Consider the following 16,276-nt stretch of genomic DNA (forward strand, 5'->3'; position numbering starts at 1 on the left):
TTGTTCTTTCGGGAGTTCAGTTTTCTTCGTGCGGATCACGGGGCTCAGACCATGCCGCCAGCCCGGCCACGAGTTCCAGCACCAGCACCAGCGCATACAACGCGAAACCCAATGCCAGCAGCATGTAGAAAGGCATGTGCGGAATGCCCAGATCGGCGGAGGTATTGCCGCACAACATGCCGCAACTCCCTTTGACGGCCACGGCCTTGGCGGTGAACGCCAATGTGGCGATGCCGATCAACCGGGCAACGACATCGGTAAAACGCGTCACCTTTCGCCCGCCCAGTTTTTCCAGAATGTCCACCTGCACATGGGCATGGCGGCGCGCGCCATAGGCCATGGAACAGGCAACCGTCACCACCAGCGCCATCTTTGCGACGTCGTCGATGCCGTAAATCGGTTGACCGAGCACGTACCGCCAAATCACGGTCACGAAGGTCACGCCCACCAGCAGCACGGTGGCGACAGAGCCCACACCGCCCAGCAGATCGATCGCGCGGTCAAGCCAGGCGCTGGGACTGTGTTTCATGCTTACTGGCCTTTCATCATGTCGAAGGCCTGCGCGCCAGTGACACCCGTGCGGAACTTCTGTGCGCGAAATTTGGCGACTTCGGGCTCAACGGTCGAAGTCAAGCCCCGGACCTCATCGGCCGACAGCTGAATGACTTCCATGCCCGACTTCTTGGCCACCTCGATGGCCCGCCGATCCTCGTCTCCCGCATGTTTGACGCCCGCCAGGCTGAAGGCTTCGCCAGCGACCGCGTCGATCCACTTGCGCTCTTGCGTCGACAGCGATGCATAGGTCTGCTTGTTCATCATCAAAGAGAAGGCGATGCCCTGGGCCGGGACGCCCAGCGTCACGAACTTGCCCACTTCGTTGAGCTTGAAACTGATGATCGATGCCGGATCGATGGCAATGCCGTCGATCACGCCATTGGCCAGGTTCTGGTTGATTTCCGTCACATCCTGCGAGACCGGCGCGGCACCCATCGCACTCCAGTAAGGCGCCTCACCCGGCCCACTGATGCGCACCTTGAGACCCTTCATGTCGGTGGCCTTGCGAACCGCCTTGCCCTTGGTGATCAGCGCGGGGTTTTCGTTGGTCCACATGGCCAGGATCTTCGCGTTGGTCTCTTTCTCGATCAACGGATAGGCGCGCCACAAGGCTTTGGTGCAGGCTTCGGCATCGGCACAAACGCCGGGCACACTGACCGTGTTGGTCGTCGGAAAAACGGCGGCCGTGTAGATGGGGGCCACAAAGGCCATGTCGAACACGCCGTCGAGCAACATCGAGTACTGCTTGGGCACCGCCGGGTTCAGGGAGCCACCGGTGTACAGCTTGACCGTGAGCTGGCCGCCTGAGACCTCTTTCAATCGGTCGGCATAGGCCTGCAGGTAGGCGGGTGTGAATCGGTGGCTGGGCGGCAATGGCGAGGCCATCGTCAGCTCCTTGGCCTGCGCTGGGGTGACCGACAACCATGCGGCGGCAAAGACGCCGACCAGGGCGGGTAATGACATGAAACGGTTCAACATCAGAGTCTCCTACTTGGTGCCCATAGGGCTTTTTTAAGAACGAACAAGAAAATCTCGGGGCCCGGCATCGGGCCGCTCCCATGCGGCGCCCGAAGCAGGCGTTGCGCTCACCTGCGCTTTGCATCAGTTCCGGCGCCCATCCCGTCCCTGCCCGGCCGGGCTGGAATGGCGTCCTGCGGGATCAGGTGTTGATCTTTCCGCCGTCAACGTTGAGGCATTGGCCGGTGACAAAGTCGCTGTCCTGCGAACAGAGGTACAGGAGCGTGCCCACCATGTCCTCGGGTGTCATTTCGCGTTTGATCGCCCGGGAGGCCACTGTCGGTCCGCGCGCCACGTCAAACTGGTGGTTGCCCTTGAGCCCTTCGCTTTCCGTGAGGCCTGGGTTGATCGCATTCACCTGGATGTTCTTGTCGCCGAGTTCTCGCGAGATGGACCTGGTCAACGCCACCACCGCGCCTTTTGACGCGGTGTAATGGGCCATGCCCGGTGGGCCGTAATAGACCGTACCGGAAGCGATGTTGACGATCTTCCCGCCCCCGGCCTTCATCATCGAAGGCAGCACCGCCTTGCAGGCCTGGAAGGTGCCTCGGGCATTGACGGTCATGACCCGGTCCCATTCTTCTTCCGTCATCTGGAAGAAGGGCTTGAGCTCCAGCTTCGCAAACAGCGACGCGTTGTTGACCAGTATCTGGATCGGGCCAAAAGCGGCCTCGGCCTGTTTGACAAGCGCCTCCAGATCGGCGTTCGAAGTGATATCCGCCTTGATGCCCAAGGCTTTGCCGCCGGCATCGGTGATGGCTTGAACACATGGGGCGGTGTCGCTGACATCGACCACCACCACACTGGCGCCTTCCCGCGCAAGCGCTTGCGCAAACACCGCACCGATGCCTTGCGCAGCACCGCTGACAACCGCCACTTTCCCCTGCACACGTCCGTTTTGTTTCATCGTTGTCTCCGGTTAGTTTTGGATGTCGAGAATCTTGGCCACTTCAGGCCAACTGAGGGCTCCGTTGTCGCGCATGTCTGCTGTCAGCTGTTCGGGAATCCAGTCCAGCAGTTGCGGTTTGAAATGGGGCCGTTTCTGAATGCGTTCGAACCACTGTTCAACGTGAGGCAGGCGGCCGTTGGTCCACATGCCCAACAAGCTCATCATGGCAAGCCGGTTGACGTAAGGCGTCATCGCGATGTCGGCGATGGTGAACCGGTCACCCACCAGCCAGTCGTGGCCTTGCAGGGCGGCTTCCATCTTCTTCAGATAGTTGTCATAGAGCTTCAGTGCCTCCGACGCACCTGGGGCCTCGAAGCCACTCTCGACGAACATCCGTTTCTTGGCTTTCCAGTCGGATGTGACCGACATGTCAGGCGTTGCGGACAAAAACGCTGCGAGCTTTTCCTTGCCCAAGCGCGCAATGGTGTGGCGGTGGGAAACCACGAAGGTCAAGGCCCCGCACGCTGGGTGCAGGTCTTCGTCGATGGCTTTGCTCCAGTAGCGCACTTGAGCATGCAGCCAGGGGTCGGTCGGATGCAGCGATGTCGATGGCTCCACCATGTCGAGGTATTCGCAGATCACCGTGGAATCGGGAATGACCGTGTTGTCGTGCACCAGCGTGGGCACCACCCCTTTGGGATTGAGCTTGAGGTAGGCCGGATCAAACTGGTCGCCGGCCAGAATGTCCAGGTATTTCCCGTCCCACGCGAGGCCTTTTTCAGCCATCGCAAAACGCACCTTGGCGGCGCACACGGAAGATCCGTGGTGATACAACGTGTACATGGTTCTTTCTCAGTTGTTGAAGGAGATCCGCTGCCACTTGGTCGCGGCCCCAAAGGCCATCCGAAGGTTCATCGGGCCGCGTCCGTCGGGTCCGCGTCACACCGCGCAGACCCATTGCAAACACAGGCGCCCGCTGCTGGTGAGTGGTCGAATGCCTCTCCCACCAGTGCCGCATTACCGGCACCGACCAACGTCAACTTTTCGTGCGATGCCGATGCGACCAAGAACCTGCTCCTGCGTTGGACTTTGCCTCCGAATGCGCTGCAGTGTAGGAGCGCACATTCGGTACAAATAGAGGAGGTCATCTCTAGCAGCTATGCGTTTTTCCTATGAAATTCGGGTAATCCCCTAAATTCTTGATAGGTCAGCAGTGAGATCAACGGGTCTCCGTTCGCGCAATCACTTGCCCCGCACACCCAGCACTGGTTTCATAGCGAACGCCCTGAGGCACAGCGGCGCGGCACGAGGCGTCAGGGAAGCCTTTGGCATTTTTTCGGGTGATGCCACCAATGGCCTCTCGGAGCCGTCACCGACCGCCCTCTTTCGTACGCACCAATCAGAAGCTGCTGAAAAGCATCGACCAACAAGTGAATGACGGCCTGACCCGAGGACAGGCATTGGCTACCTGCGGCCGGCCAAGGACCGCGCCTGCGTGAGTTGGGATTTGAGAAGGCCAAGCGTGGCCGATGGTCTGTTGGACATGGGCGCGCTCAAGCGCATTCTGTGCAAACGCCAAGCCTGACGCGATCCGGATCATGGTCAGCCAATGCCCATTACCCGAACATCTTTCTTGAACCCGGACTTCAAATTCAAATGGGTTCGCCTAGAAGAGCCGTTCAATTTGAACGCAACACGGTATCGACTCTTTGAGCGGCAGCGAGGCATGGATCTACTCGCGATCAGAGCAAGTGGCCAACAGGGTGCCGTCAAGCACCCCCCAAACAAAAAACCCCGCTATCGATGAGATAGCGGGGTTTCTCTTGTTTCTATGGGGTGGCTGATGGGGCTCGAACCCACGACAACAGGAATCACAATCCTGGACTCTACCAACTGAGCTACAGCCACCTCAAGCCTTAGATTATAGCGCCAAGTTTGCTTGCATTAGCGCCATCCTGCGGTTTTTGCACATCACTTCCGGGGGTCGGCCACCATCATCTTGACCTTGAAGCGCTCTTTCAGCAGTTCGTAGTAGGCCAGGCTTTCGGCAGCGGTCCACCACTGTCCATATTGCTGCACCTCCTGGGTACCACTGGCTTCATCACGTGGAACACGGGGCAACACCTTGCTCACCTTCACCACGGCATAGCCCTGACCATCGAGCTTGACACCCACCCAGATTGGCAGTTGTTTGGGATCGGCACTCAGCGCAGCCTTCATCAACTGCACCGGTTGACCTTCCGGCTTGTCGCGCGACACTGTGATGGCCGCCGGCAGCGCTGAAGCATCCCCACCCGACTTCCACTCCTGCAACTTTTTCTCACCTTCGGCCACCGCCAAATCAGCCGATCGACGGGCCACCAGCAACGCCCGAACAGACTCCTTCACCTCGGCCAATGGTCGGGTACGGGCTGCCTGGTATTGCACCACGCGGGCAGAAACCAGGCGGCTTGATCCGATATCAACGGCCTCCGTGTTGTGTTTGTTTTGACGGGTTTCACTGGCAAAAATGGCATCGACCAACTTGGCATTGTTCAACACGCCTGCATCAGGACCCGGGTTGCGGGTAAGCCCTTTGAAGCTTTGTACTTCCAGCTTGAGTTCGTCTGCCGCAGGTTGCAAGCTGCCAGCTTGTTCATAGACCAGATTGCTGAATTTCTCGGCTGATGCAGAAAAGAGCTTTTGCGCCTCCTGCTGCTTGAGGTCTTGCTCGATCTGGGCGCGCATCTCCTCAAAGGGCTTCGCCTTGGGCGCCTTGATATCGATGAGTTTGATGATGTGAAAGCCAAAATCGGTTTCCACCACATCGGATATAGCTCCTTTGTCCAACGCAAACACCACGTCTTCAAAAGGCTTGACCATGGCACCCCGGCCAAAGTAGCCCAAGTCACCACCATTCGCCGCTGAGCCGGGGTCTTTTGACTCGGCCTTGGCGACATCGGCAAAGGTCTCTGGCGCCTTGCGCACTTGCTCAAGCAAGGCTTGGGCTTTGGCGCGCAAAGCGGCCTTGTCTTCGGCACTGGTGTTGGGCGTGACGGCCAGCAATATGTGGCTGGCCTGTCGCTCTTCAGGGCCGGCCAGTCGAGCCGCATTTTGGTCGTAATAGGACTTCACGTCGGCAGCGTTGAGCACGATGCTCTTTTGCAGCGCTTCAGCGTCGAGCATCACAAACTCGACATCGGCCTGCTCAGGGGCCTGAAATTGATCCGAATTCTCTTTGTAGAAGGTTTCTATTTCCGCATCGGTCGGTTTCACTTGTGCAGAAAAATCGCTTGCTGTGAACCGCTGTACCTGAATCTCACGCCGCTCGAAATAGGCATTCAGCGCCACGTCGGCAACCGATGCCGGCGTGAAACCAGATCCCGCCACACCCAAGGCCACCTGACGGAACGACAACTCATTGCGCATATTCGCTTCGAACACCTCGGGCGTCATGCCACGGCGCAATGCGTACTGTTTGTAGCCTTCTATGTCGAGCTTGCCATCTGCTCCGCGCAAGGCGGCAATGGCCGGGTCTTCCTGCAAGGCCCGCGCCAAAGTCTGGTCACTGGTTTGCAAATGGAACTTCTCCGCTGCGACTCTAAGCAACCGATCACGCACCAACCGTTCCAGCGAGGCGTACTTCACCTCAGGACTGTCGAGCAACTTGGCATCCAGCGACGGGTTCGACTGGCGCAATTCCTGAACCTCGTTGCGATGCGCAAAGTCCCATTCCGCCTGGGTGATTTTGTCGCCATTGACCGAAGCGACCGCTTCACTGCCGGGGTTGAAATCTGCGAGGCCCTGCACACCAAAGAGAACAAAGCCTGGAATGATCAGGATCAGCAAGAAGCCCATCAGGTACGTCTTGTGATTGCGGATGGAATCGAACATGCCTTTAAACCCTGAAACAACAAGCCTGACGCACCATCGGCGCGCCGGAAACAAACAACAAAAAAGGCGAACCCTTGTTCGCCTTTCAATGGTGGTGGGTGCTGACGGGGTCGAACCGCCGACCTACGCCGTGTAAAGGCGCCGCTCTGCCAACTGAGCTAAGCACCCCACCGATAAACCTGACCCGCTCAGTTGAGCGCGTCTTTCAAAGCCTTGCCTGGACGGAACTTGGGCACCTTGGCTGCCTTGATTTTAATCTCTTCGCCGGTGCGGGGGTTGCGACCCTTGCGAGCTGGGCGCTTGGTCACAGCAAACGAACCAAAACCGACCAAGGAAACAGTGCCGCCTTTTTTCAAGGTCGTGCGAATGGCGGTGATGGTGGAGTCCAGTGCACGCGCTGCAGCCGCCTTGGAAATGTCAGCGTTTTTAGCAATGTGCTCAACGAGTTCGGTCTTGTTCACAGATAGCCCCTCTTAAAGTGATTTGAAAAATTCGTGTGTGCCAGCGAGCGCCACTTGTGCGGCGCTTTGTCCCAAGCAGGACAACTGGATCGCTCGAGATCGCAATGGGCCAGACCAGTTGATCCGACAGATGCGAGTTGATTAGACCCACTGGGCAAGCCCCCTGTCAATATGCAAGACCCGATGGATCTGCCCCGACAGTGCGAAAGAGCAGATTCTAGACGCATAAAAAGCGCCATCGGCCTGGGGTCGTGTTTTTTGCACGACAACGTAACCCGCTGCCAACAGGATCAGCGTTGCAAGGCCTGGCAAATTGCCAGGCCCACTTCACGTGTCGTGCCTTTGCCGCCCAGGTCTGGCGTGCGCACTTCGGCGCTACCGGACCGCAGCACCGCTTCAATAGCGAGCATCACGGCGTCATGCGCCTCTCGGTAACCCAGGTGGTCAAGCATCATGGCGCCGCACCAGATTTGGCCAATCGGGTTCGCAATGCCCTTGCCTGCGATGTCTGGCGCAGAGCCATGTACAGGTTCAAACAGGGAAGGATGGCTGCGATCAGGATTGAGGTTCGCGCTGGGCGCAATGCCGATGGTTCCAGTGCAAGCGGGTCCCAGATCGCTCAGGATGTCTCCAAACAAATTGCTGCCTACAACGACATCAAAAAAATCGGGGCGCTGTACAAAATGGGCGGTCAGGATATCAATGTGAAACTTGTCGACAGTCACATCCGGGTACGACTTGGCCATTTCGGCCACACGCTCGTCCCAGTAGGGCATGGTGATGGCGATGCCGTTGGATTTGGTGGCACTGGTGAGGTGTTTTTTGGGTCGCGAACGCGCCACCTCGAAGGCATAGCGCAAGACCCGGTCGACCCCGATACGCGACATGACGGTTTCCTGAACCACGATTTCACGCTCTGTGCCAGGAAACATGCGCCCACCAATGCTGGAGTATTCGCCTTCGGTGTTTTCGCGCACGATCACCATATCGATTTCACCGGGCTGGCGAGGCGAGCCATCGCGCCTCACCACTGGGGCGGTCACACCCGGCATCAGCTTGGCTGGTCGCACGTTCACGTACTGGTCGAACTCGCGGCGAAACAGCAGCAGCGAGCCCCAAAGTGAAATGTGGTCTGGCACCTTTTCAGGCCAGCCCACTGCACCAAAATAGATCGCATCGTGACTGCCGATCCGGGATTTCCAATCGTCGGGCAGCATCTTGCCGTGTTGCTCGTAGTAGGCACAGCTGGCAAAGTCAAAGCGATCGAACTGCAACCCAATATCGAACTTCGAAGCGGCAGCTTCCATGACGCGAATGCCTTCCGGCATCACCTCCTGACCAATGCCATCGCCTGCGATGACCGCGATGCGGTGAAGTGGCTTCATATCGTGCTCCAAAAAAGACTGCGCCGGAGAAGGCCTGGCCTTCCACCCGGCAATGGAAATCGGTTTGTCATCAGACGGGCTTGGGAGGCCGAACCACCAAACTCACCCCGAATGCGGTCAAGCCGATGCCGGCGAGCGTGATGATCGAAATGGGCTCGTCGAACACCATCCATGCGATCAACGCCGTGCAAGGTGGCACCAGGTACATCAGGCTCGATACCTGTGCTGCCGCTCCGCGCTGAATCAGCAGATACAGAAGTGAACTGCCCCCCAGGGTCAAACCCAGAACCGACCAGGCCATGGCCCCCATCAACTCGCCAGTCCAACGGATGGTCTCGGTTTCAATCAGAGCGAGTGGCAAGGTGACCACAAGGGCCGCCAGAAGTTGCACCGAGTTGGCGCTGCGCACATCACAGGGTTTGACGAACCTCTTCTGGTACAGCGTGCCGGCGGTGATGGAGAACAGTGCCAGGACCGCAAAAGAGAGGTTGAGCCAATTGGCCTGATCGCCGGCCCCCCCGGTTCCGAACTTGCGCGAGACCACCAGGAGCAATCCGGCAAAACCGAGCAACAGCCCCACCCATTGGCGTCGTGTGACATGGCCTTCGGCGCCGCCCATGGCACTGAGCCAGATCGCGGTAAGCACCGGCTGTATGCCCACGATCAATGCAGACAGACCAGAACCCATGCCCGCCTTCACAGCAGCCCAAACGCCGCCCAGGTAGCCTGCGTGCATCAAGACACCCGTGACCGACAGGTGCAACCATTGCGTGCGGTTGGTCGGCCACCGAACCCGGGCCACCCAGATCCAGGGCAGGAAACACAGAATGGACAGGGCGTAGCGCACAGCCAGGAACTTCATGGGTGGCGCATGAGGCATGCCAAAGCGCGCCACGATGAACCCGGTGCTCCAGATCAGAACGAACACCCAAGGCATGGCGCGCAGCCAGCCATTGTCTTGCGCAGGAGCGGTCATATCAGCTCACCGGGATCGAGCGCGAATCTCGGGCAAGGCTTTTTGCAGGTAATAGACCATCGACCAGACCGTCAACACGGCCGAGGCCCAGATCAGCCAGGTGCCCCAGACGCTGGTATCAATCAGGCCCAAAGCCACGCCATCAAACAGCAGGAAGGGAATCGCGGTCATTTGCACCGAGGTCTTCAGCTTGCCGACCATGTGCACCGCCACACTTTTGGTCGCACCGATGATCGCCATCCATTCGCGCAGCGACGAGATGGCGATTTCGCGGCCAATGATGATGAGCCCCACGAAAACGTCCGCCCGCCCCAGGTGAACCAACACCAGCACACTGGCGCAGACCAGAAACTTGTCGGCCACCGGATCGAGAAATGCGCCAAAGGCTGAAGTCTGGTTGAGCTTGCGGGCCAAGAAGCCATCGGCCCAGTCGGTCAGCGCGAATACAACAAACATCACCGTGGCAATCAGGTTCTGTTCCGCGCGCGTGAATCCTTGCAGGTAGAACACGCCCACAATCAATGGAATGGCGACGATGCGCGCCCAAGTCAGCAAGGTGGGAATGTTGAAGAACATGGGAGGATTATGGGTGCAGAGGCAACAGATCCGGCGCTCGCATCCGGCGCCCCGCTTCGAAGCGCTCGCGAGCGCCCTTGAGGACTTGGTCAAGCGCCATGGAAGCGCTCCCAGTAATAGAAAGCCGGGCCGAGCATAAGGACACAGGTGACCAGCATGCCCACCACCCCCGGGCGGATCAAAAAACTCTTGTGTGGCCGCCTCGGGTTGTAGAACACGGACACCGTGCCGTCGGCATGCCGCTGCACGCCCTTGAGTTGGGATTCGAGGAGGAAGCGCGCGTTGTGGCTCGCCACCATCACCCAGGAAGAGACCCGGTGGCCTTCATGAACGCGCCCGTCCACCCGATAAACATAGGCCGCCTTGAGGCTGTACTGCTGGTCGGATTTGACCCATTCCGGGCCGCCCCATCGCTCCAGGCCGGCCTTCGCCAGCACCCCGGATGCGACGCGCCAGCTGCGAATGCGCAACTGATACGTCAGCGAAAACAGGCCGATCAGGAAGCAATAGACCGCGGCCCAAAAAATGATCGCCTGCGCCTCCCCTTGCCACAACTGCTGCCACATGGCCAGCGTGTGTGCCCAAACCTCCAGCATGCGAAACCCTCCTGTCCATGCAAAACCTCCAGCGCCCCGCGCTCAATGCAGCGCGCGGTAAATCGCATCCGCCAACTCGCCGGAAATGCCTTCAATCGTACAAAGGTCTTCCACGCTCGCGCTCGCCACGCCACGCACGCCCCCAAATCGCTGCAGCAACCGCGCCCGTTTCTTGGGGCCCACGCCGGGAATGTCCTCCAGCTTGCTGCCGCCGGTGCGCACCTTGGCGCGCTGGGCGCGCATGCCGGTGATGGCGAAACGGTGGGCCTCGTCGCGAATCTGGGCAACCAGCATCAGCGCCGCCGAATCGTGACCCAGGTACACCTTCTCCCGGCCGTCGGCGAACACCAGTTCTTCCAAACCGACCTTGCGGCCCTCGCCCTTTTCCACGCCCACGATCAGCGACAAATCGAGCTTGAGCTGTTGAAATACCTCGCGCGCCATGCTGACCTGGCCTTTGCCGCCATCAATCAAAACCAGATCGGGCATGCGCGGGCCTTTGGGCAGACCGCTGGCGGCGTCCGTGGCAACCTCCGCCTGAGACTCTTCGCCCTCGGGCGCCGGTGCCGCGGCCGCTGGCGCCTTGACCGTCAAGGCCCCTTCGGCCTCGGCTTGAATCGCCTCGGCGATCTTGCCGTAGCGCCGCAGCAGCACCTGCTTCATCGCCGCGTAATCGTCGCCCGGCGTGATGCCATCGATGTTGTAGCGGCGGTACTGGCTGTTTTGCATTTTGTGGTCTTCGAAGACCACGCACGAGGCTTGGGTCGATTCCCCTGCCGTGTGCGAAATGTCGAAACACTCAATGCGCAACGTCTCCAGTTGATCGTCTGGCAGTTGCAGGGCATCGGCCAGCGCGCGGGTGCGCGCCTGCTGAGAGCCTTCTTCGGCCAGCAGTCGAGCCAGCGCGATCTCCGCATTTTTCTGCGCCATCTCCAGCCAGATGCGGCGGTGCTCGCGCGGCTGGTGCACGGCATTGACCTTGGCGCCGGTCTGCTCGCTGAGCGCTTCCAGCAGCCCCTTGGCCACGGGGTGGCTCGTGACCAGCGTGTGCGGCATGGGTACACCGAGATAGTGTTGCGCGATGAACGCCTCCAGCACTTTGACCGGCACCCGGTCCGCCGGGTCCTGCGCCGGGGAAGGCGCATCGGCGCCCTCCTCGCTCAGTGCCTGGTCGATCTGCGTCGCGTCGTCCACATGGGCTGGAAAGTAGGGTCGATCGCCCAAATGCCGTCCCCCACGCACCATGGCAAGGTTCACGCAAGCGCGCCCACCATGCACCTTCACCGCCAGCACGTCCACATCCTTGTCCGACACGTTGTCCATGGCTTGCTGGTGCAAGACGCGAGACAGCGCACTCATCTGATTGCGAATCTCTGCTGCCTGTTCAAACTCCAGCTTCTCGGCGTGGCCCATCATGCGTGCCTCCAGCGCATCGAGCACGGCCTGCGTTTCCCCTCGTAAAAACGCCTCGGCGTCGGCCACATCGCGACCGTAAGCGGCATCATCGATCAGGTCCACACAAGGCCCGCTGCAGCGCTTGATCTGGTAGAGCAAACAAGGCCGCGTTCGGTTGGCAAACACCGTGTCTTCGCACGTGCGCAGCCGAAATACCTTTTGCAAGAGGGTCACCGACTCCTTCACGGCCCAGGCACTGGGGTATGGCCCGTAGTAGCTGTGACGCCGGTCCACCGCACCGCGGTAATAGGCCATGCGCGGAAATGCGATGGACGGCACCGGTTTGGGCCCGGCGGTGCGGTAGGTCTCCCGCGTGCCGGTTATCTTCAGGTAGGGGTAGCTTTTGTCGTCGCGAAACAGGATGTTGAACTTGGGGTTCAGCGTCTTGATCAGGTTGTTTTCCAAGAGCAGCGCTTCCGCCTCGGAGCGCACCACCGTGGTTTCCATGCGGTGGATTCGGCTGACCATCTGACCAATGCGTGTGCCATCCAGCGTTTTCTGGAAATAGCTGCTGACCCGCTTTTTGAGGTGGCGCGCCTTGCCCACGTAGAGCAACTGGCCCTGCGCGTCGAAATAGCGGTACACCCCGGGCAAGCCCGGCAACGCGGCCACTTCGCTCAACAACTGTTCGGAATGCATCTCAGACATGGGCGTTATTGTGAACGGCCAACACACCCGATGAAACCGGCCCGCACCAAATACGGCAAGATCACGCCATGCCCGCTCGCTTGCTGCCCACCCAACCCGACCCGCGCCCTCAGTGGGACGTGTTCTGCCGCGTCATCGACAACCTGGGCGATATTGGCGTGTGCTGGCGGTTTTGCAGCAATCTGGCACAACGCGGCCAATCGGTGCGACTGTGGATCGATGCCCCCGATGCCTTGAGCTGGATGGTGCCGGGCGCGCTGGAAGGCCTGGTGCCTGACATCGCGGTGTGGCACTGGACCGACCCACTGCCCCCGGGATCGCTGCAACAAAGCCCTCCAGCCGGTATCTGGGTGGAGGCCTTTGGCTGCGACCCGGCACCCGAATGGATGGACTGGTTGGCCGGGCGCATCGCTACTGGCCACCCACAGCCCACCTGGCTCAACCTCGAATACATGAGCGCGGAAAGCTATGTGGAACGTTGCCACCGCTTGCCCTCGCCGATTTTCACCGGGCCGCTGGGTGGCCTGACCAAGTGGTTTTTCTACCCCGGCTTCACGCCCGCCACCGGTGGCCTGCTGCGGGAACCCGATCTCATGGAGCGGCGACACCAATTCGACGCCACCAACTGGTTGCACAACCAAGACCTCCCCAGCGATGCCGCCACACGGCGAATCGGCCTGTTCTGTTACGAACCACCCCCCTTGCAACAAGTGCTGCGTGAAGTGGCTGAAGACCCGTTGCCCAGTACCTGGCTGGCCACCCATGGTCGCTCTGCCCAAGCCCTGGCCCACGCACAACAAGGCCTCACGGGCACCCCCTGCGAGGTGCACACCTTGGCGCCCTTGACCCAGACCGAATTCGACCACCTGCTCTGGACCTGCGATCTCAACTTCGTGCGCGGCGAGGACTCCCTGGTGCGTGCGCTCTGGGCCGGCCAGGCTTTCGTGTGGCACATCTACCCCCAACACGACAACGCCCACCACGCCAAGCTCGAAGCCTTTCTTGACTGGTTGCAGGCGCCGCCTTCACTGCGCCAGTTTCACCGGCTCTGGAACGGGGTCTCACGACCTCGTTACGAGGTGTGGCCGGGCTGGGCGGTGGTCGACGAATGGCGCACCTGCGCCTTGGCTGCGCGCGAACGCCTGCTCCTTCAACCCGACCTCGTGACCCAGGTGCTCGAATTCATAGCGAAAAAGCGATAAAATTCAAGGCTTTGCGGAAATCAGGCCGAAACTTCGAGCCACCGATCTGCCCGCCAACCATCTGTCTCGCCGCACAGATGCTTGCCATCAGCTCCGTTCCCTGACCTAGCCGTCTTGCCGGAACCTGCGGCCCCAACAGTTGGAATCCCTATGAAAATCGCCCAAGAACTCCGCGCCGGCAATGTGATCATGCACGGCAAGGACCCCATGATCGTCCTGAAAACCGAGTACGCCCGTGGCGGCCGTGGCGCCGCCACCGTGCGCCTGAAACTCAAGGCCTTGTTGAACAACATGGCTACCGAAGTGGTGTGCCGGGCTGACGACAAGATGGAACAGATCATCCTGGACAAGAAAGAGTGCACATACTCTTACTTCGCGGATCCCATGTACGTGTGCATGGACACCGATTTCAACCAGTACGAAGTCGAAGCCGAAAACATGGGCGACGCGCTCAACTACCTCGAAGACGGTATGACCGTCGAGGTGGTGTTTTACGAAGGCAAGGCGATTTCGGTGGAATTGCCCACCAGCGTTGAGCGCGTGATCACCTGGACCGAGCCAGCCGTCAAAGGCGACACCTCCGGCAAAGTGCTCAAGCCAGCCAAGATCGCCACCGGCTTCGAAGTTGCAGTGCCCTTGTTTGTGGCGCAAGACGACAAGATCGAAATCGACACCCGCACAGGCGAATACCGCAAGCGCGTCTGAAGACGACCTTTAGGCCTGTTGGTCTCAAAAGGTTCAAAAAGGCTCCTCTGGGAGCCTTTTTGCATTCCCAATTAACCCCTGAAGCCCATGGAACTGATCAACCGCATCGCTGACGTCATCATCCCGGTGTTTTTTATCGTGGCGATCGGCTACGGCTATGCGCTGCGCATGCGCCCCGACATGGCGTCATTCAACCGCATCGCGCTCGACGTGTTGGCGCCCTTGCTGGTGTATTCGGCATTGGCCGCCAAAGATTTTCAGATAGCCGACCACTGGACCCTGCTGATCGGGGGCACTGTGTTGATCCTGGGCAGCGGCTTGCTGGCACTGCCCCTGGCCAAGATCACCGGTGCCCAGCCTCGCACCCTGGTGCCCGTGGTGATGTTCAACAACTGCGGCAACATGGGCTTGCCACTGGCGCTACTGGCATTCGGCTCAGAGCATTTTGGCGCTGCCGTGGCGCTGTTTTCGGTAAGCAACCTGCTGCACTTTTCGCTCGGCGCCCGCATCACAAGCCACAGCGCCCGCTCCCGCGACCTGCTGATGAGTCCCTTGATGATCGCCACGTTGCTCGGCTTTGCCAGCGCCTTCACCGATGTGCGCCCACCCGAAGTGATGCTGTCGGGCATGAAGCTGCTGGGCGATGCGCTGCTGCCCATGATGCTGTTTGCCCTGGGCACCCGCCTGACCGCCCTCACCCGTTCCGGCCTGGCGCTGGGCATGCTCGGTGCGTTGGCCCGACCGCTCGTTGGACTGGCCATTGGCATTCCTCTGGCATGGGCGTTGGGCCTGGAAGGTGCCCCCCGCGGGCAGCTTCTCCTGTTCGCGGCACTACCGCCTGCCGTGATTCAGTTCATGCTCGCCGAGCGATACCAACAGGAACCCGACAAAGTCGGTGCGATGATCATGCTCGGCAATGCGTTGGCAGTGCTTTTTGTTCCGCTTGCGCTCGCTTTGGGCCTTTAAAGACACGAAAGATATCTCAATGGAATCCACAGAACACTTGACACAAACCTTCACCGAACGCCGCCTCGCCGACGCCTGGGCCGAGCTGCAAGCCCATGCCAACAACGGCAACGACCTGAAGGCCGACGCCTACCGCCTGGCCTTTGCCGACCCTGAGTTTCTGTTGCGCCGTGAAACTCGCGGTATCCGGTTTGAGTTGGAAATGCTCAAGCCCGATCTGGCCCAGCAAGACCTGGGCATAGACAACACCGTGGTGGTGTTTGGCAGCGCACGCGTGCGCGAAGCCTCAATTGCCCAGGAGCAGTTGGCGGTCGCTGAGGCCAGTGGCGATGCGCAGGCCATCGCCCGCGCGCAAGCACTGCTGCGCAACTCGGCCTACTACGACAAGGCCCGGGAATTTGCGCGCATCGTGGCTCGCTACAGCGCTGGCTGCCCGAAAGAAGACCAGCTGTATGTTTGCACCGGCGGAGGCCCCGGCATCATGGAAGCGGCGAACCGCGGCGCGCACGACGAAGGGGCACTCAACGTGGGCCTCAATATCTCGCTGCCCCACGAACAATCAGGCAACCCCTACATCACACCCGAGCTCTGCTTCAAGTTCCACTACTTCGCGTTGCGCAAGATGCACTTCATGATGCGGGCCAAAGCCCTGGTGGCGCTCCCTGGTGGATTTGGCACGCTCGATGAGCTGTTTGAAGTCATCACCCTGGTGCAGTGCGGCAAGGCCAAACCAGTGCCCATCGTGCTGTTTGGCAGCGACTACTGGAAGCGCTTGTTGAACCTCGACGTGCTGGTGGAAGAAGGCACGATTTCGCCTCAGGATCTGAACCTCTTCACCTACGTGGACGACCCCATGGATGCCTGGAACTACATTCTCAAGTTCTACGCTTTACCAAGAGCCTGAACGACGCCTCACGCCAAGGGGCAGGCATCCCGATCGACTCTGTCTCAATGAAAACCAGCCCCAATGCG

15 protein-coding genes and 2 tRNA genes are annotated in these 16,276 nt (G+C 59.9%); 4 read left to right on the forward strand and 13 right to left on the reverse strand.

Annotation, left to right across the window (positions count from 1 at the left end; translation table 11 throughout):
• Window positions 1-16: 16 nt before the first annotated feature.
• From LPB072_RS14065 to uvrC, 13 genes are all read right to left on the reverse strand, one after another.
• Window positions 17-529 (reverse strand): TRAP transporter small permease, encoded by a 513-nt coding sequence (locus LPB072_RS14065; protein ID WP_066084665.1) that lies wholly within the window; start codon window positions 527-529, stop codon window positions 17-19.
• Window positions 530-531: 2 nt separating this feature from the next.
• Window positions 532-1,533: a TRAP transporter substrate-binding protein gene (locus LPB072_RS14070; protein WP_066084661.1), complete on the reverse strand. Its 1,002-nt coding sequence runs from the start codon at window positions 1,531-1,533 to the stop codon at window positions 532-534.
• A 181-nt stretch (window positions 1,534-1,714) separates the two neighbouring features.
• Window positions 1,715-2,479 (reverse strand): SDR family NAD(P)-dependent oxidoreductase, encoded by a 765-nt coding sequence (locus LPB072_RS14075; protein WP_066084657.1) that lies wholly within the window; start codon window positions 2,477-2,479, stop codon window positions 1,715-1,717.
• 12 nt (window positions 2,480-2,491) lie between these two features.
• Window positions 2,492-3,304 (reverse strand): glutathione S-transferase family protein, encoded by an 813-nt coding sequence (locus LPB072_RS14080; RefSeq protein ID WP_066084654.1) that lies wholly within the window; start codon window positions 3,302-3,304, stop codon window positions 2,492-2,494.
• A 989-nt stretch (window positions 3,305-4,293) separates the two neighbouring features.
• Window positions 4,294-4,369 (reverse strand) — tRNA-His (locus LPB072_RS14085).
• Between the two features lie 63 nt (window positions 4,370-4,432).
• Window positions 4,433-6,334, reverse strand: coding sequence for a SurA N-terminal domain-containing protein (locus tag LPB072_RS14090; protein WP_066084652.1), 1,902 nt, complete (start codon window positions 6,332-6,334; stop codon window positions 4,433-4,435).
• Window positions 6,335-6,426: 92 nt separating this feature from the next.
• Window positions 6,427-6,502 (reverse strand) — tRNA-Val (locus LPB072_RS14095).
• 20 nt (window positions 6,503-6,522) lie between these two features.
• Window positions 6,523-6,795 (reverse strand): HU family DNA-binding protein, encoded by a 273-nt coding sequence (locus LPB072_RS14100; protein WP_066084650.1) that lies wholly within the window; start codon window positions 6,793-6,795, stop codon window positions 6,523-6,525.
• 290 nt (window positions 6,796-7,085) lie between these two features.
• Window positions 7,086-8,180, reverse strand: a complete 1,095-nt coding sequence (locus tag LPB072_RS14105) for a tartrate dehydrogenase (protein ID WP_066084647.1) — start codon at window positions 8,178-8,180, stop codon at window positions 7,086-7,088.
• Between the two features lie 70 nt (window positions 8,181-8,250).
• Complete coding sequence (locus tag LPB072_RS14110; RefSeq protein WP_066084644.1) at window positions 8,251-9,156, reverse strand: DMT family transporter; 906 nt, start codon at window positions 9,154-9,156, stop codon at window positions 8,251-8,253.
• A 6-nt stretch (window positions 9,157-9,162) separates the two neighbouring features.
• A complete protein-coding gene (gene pgsA / locus LPB072_RS14115) occupies window positions 9,163-9,732 on the reverse strand; it encodes a CDP-diacylglycerol--glycerol-3-phosphate 3-phosphatidyltransferase (protein ID WP_066084641.1) in 570 nt (189 codons plus the stop codon).
• Between the two features lie 89 nt (window positions 9,733-9,821).
• Window positions 9,822-10,298, reverse strand: a complete 477-nt coding sequence (locus tag LPB072_RS14120; RefSeq protein WP_157694103.1) for a DUF3592 domain-containing protein — start codon at window positions 10,296-10,298, stop codon at window positions 9,822-9,824.
• A gap of 72 nt (window positions 10,299-10,370) precedes the next feature.
• Window positions 10,371-12,431, reverse strand: coding sequence for an excinuclease ABC subunit UvrC (gene uvrC, locus LPB072_RS14125; protein ID WP_066084634.1), 2,061 nt, complete (start codon window positions 12,429-12,431; stop codon window positions 10,371-10,373).
• 68 nt (window positions 12,432-12,499) lie between these two features.
• Between uvrC and earP the strand changes: the two genes are divergently transcribed.
• The 4 genes from earP to LPB072_RS14145 all read left to right on the forward strand — a co-directional run bounded on the left by earP (window position 12,500) and on the right by LPB072_RS14145 (window position 16,208).
• A complete protein-coding gene (gene earP / locus LPB072_RS14130; protein ID WP_066084628.1) occupies window positions 12,500-13,633 on the forward strand; it encodes an elongation factor P maturation arginine rhamnosyltransferase EarP in 1,134 nt (377 codons plus the stop codon).
• A gap of 150 nt (window positions 13,634-13,783) precedes the next feature.
• A complete protein-coding gene (efp, locus tag LPB072_RS14135; RefSeq protein WP_066084624.1) occupies window positions 13,784-14,338 on the forward strand; it encodes an elongation factor P in 555 nt (184 codons plus the stop codon).
• Window positions 14,339-14,425: 87 nt separating this feature from the next.
• A complete protein-coding gene (locus LPB072_RS14140) occupies window positions 14,426-15,304 on the forward strand; it encodes an AEC family transporter (RefSeq protein WP_066084619.1) in 879 nt (292 codons plus the stop codon).
• Window positions 15,305-15,323: 19 nt separating this feature from the next.
• Entirely contained in the window at window positions 15,324-16,208 is an 885-nt protein-coding gene (locus tag LPB072_RS14145; protein ID WP_066084616.1) for an LOG family protein, read from the forward strand.
• The last annotated feature ends 68 nt before the right edge of the window (window positions 16,209-16,276 follow it).

The sequence above is a fragment of the Hydrogenophaga crassostreae genome (genome assembly GCF_001761385.1).
GTDB lineage: Bacteria > Pseudomonadota > Gammaproteobacteria > Burkholderiales > Burkholderiaceae_C > Hydrogenophaga > Hydrogenophaga crassostreae.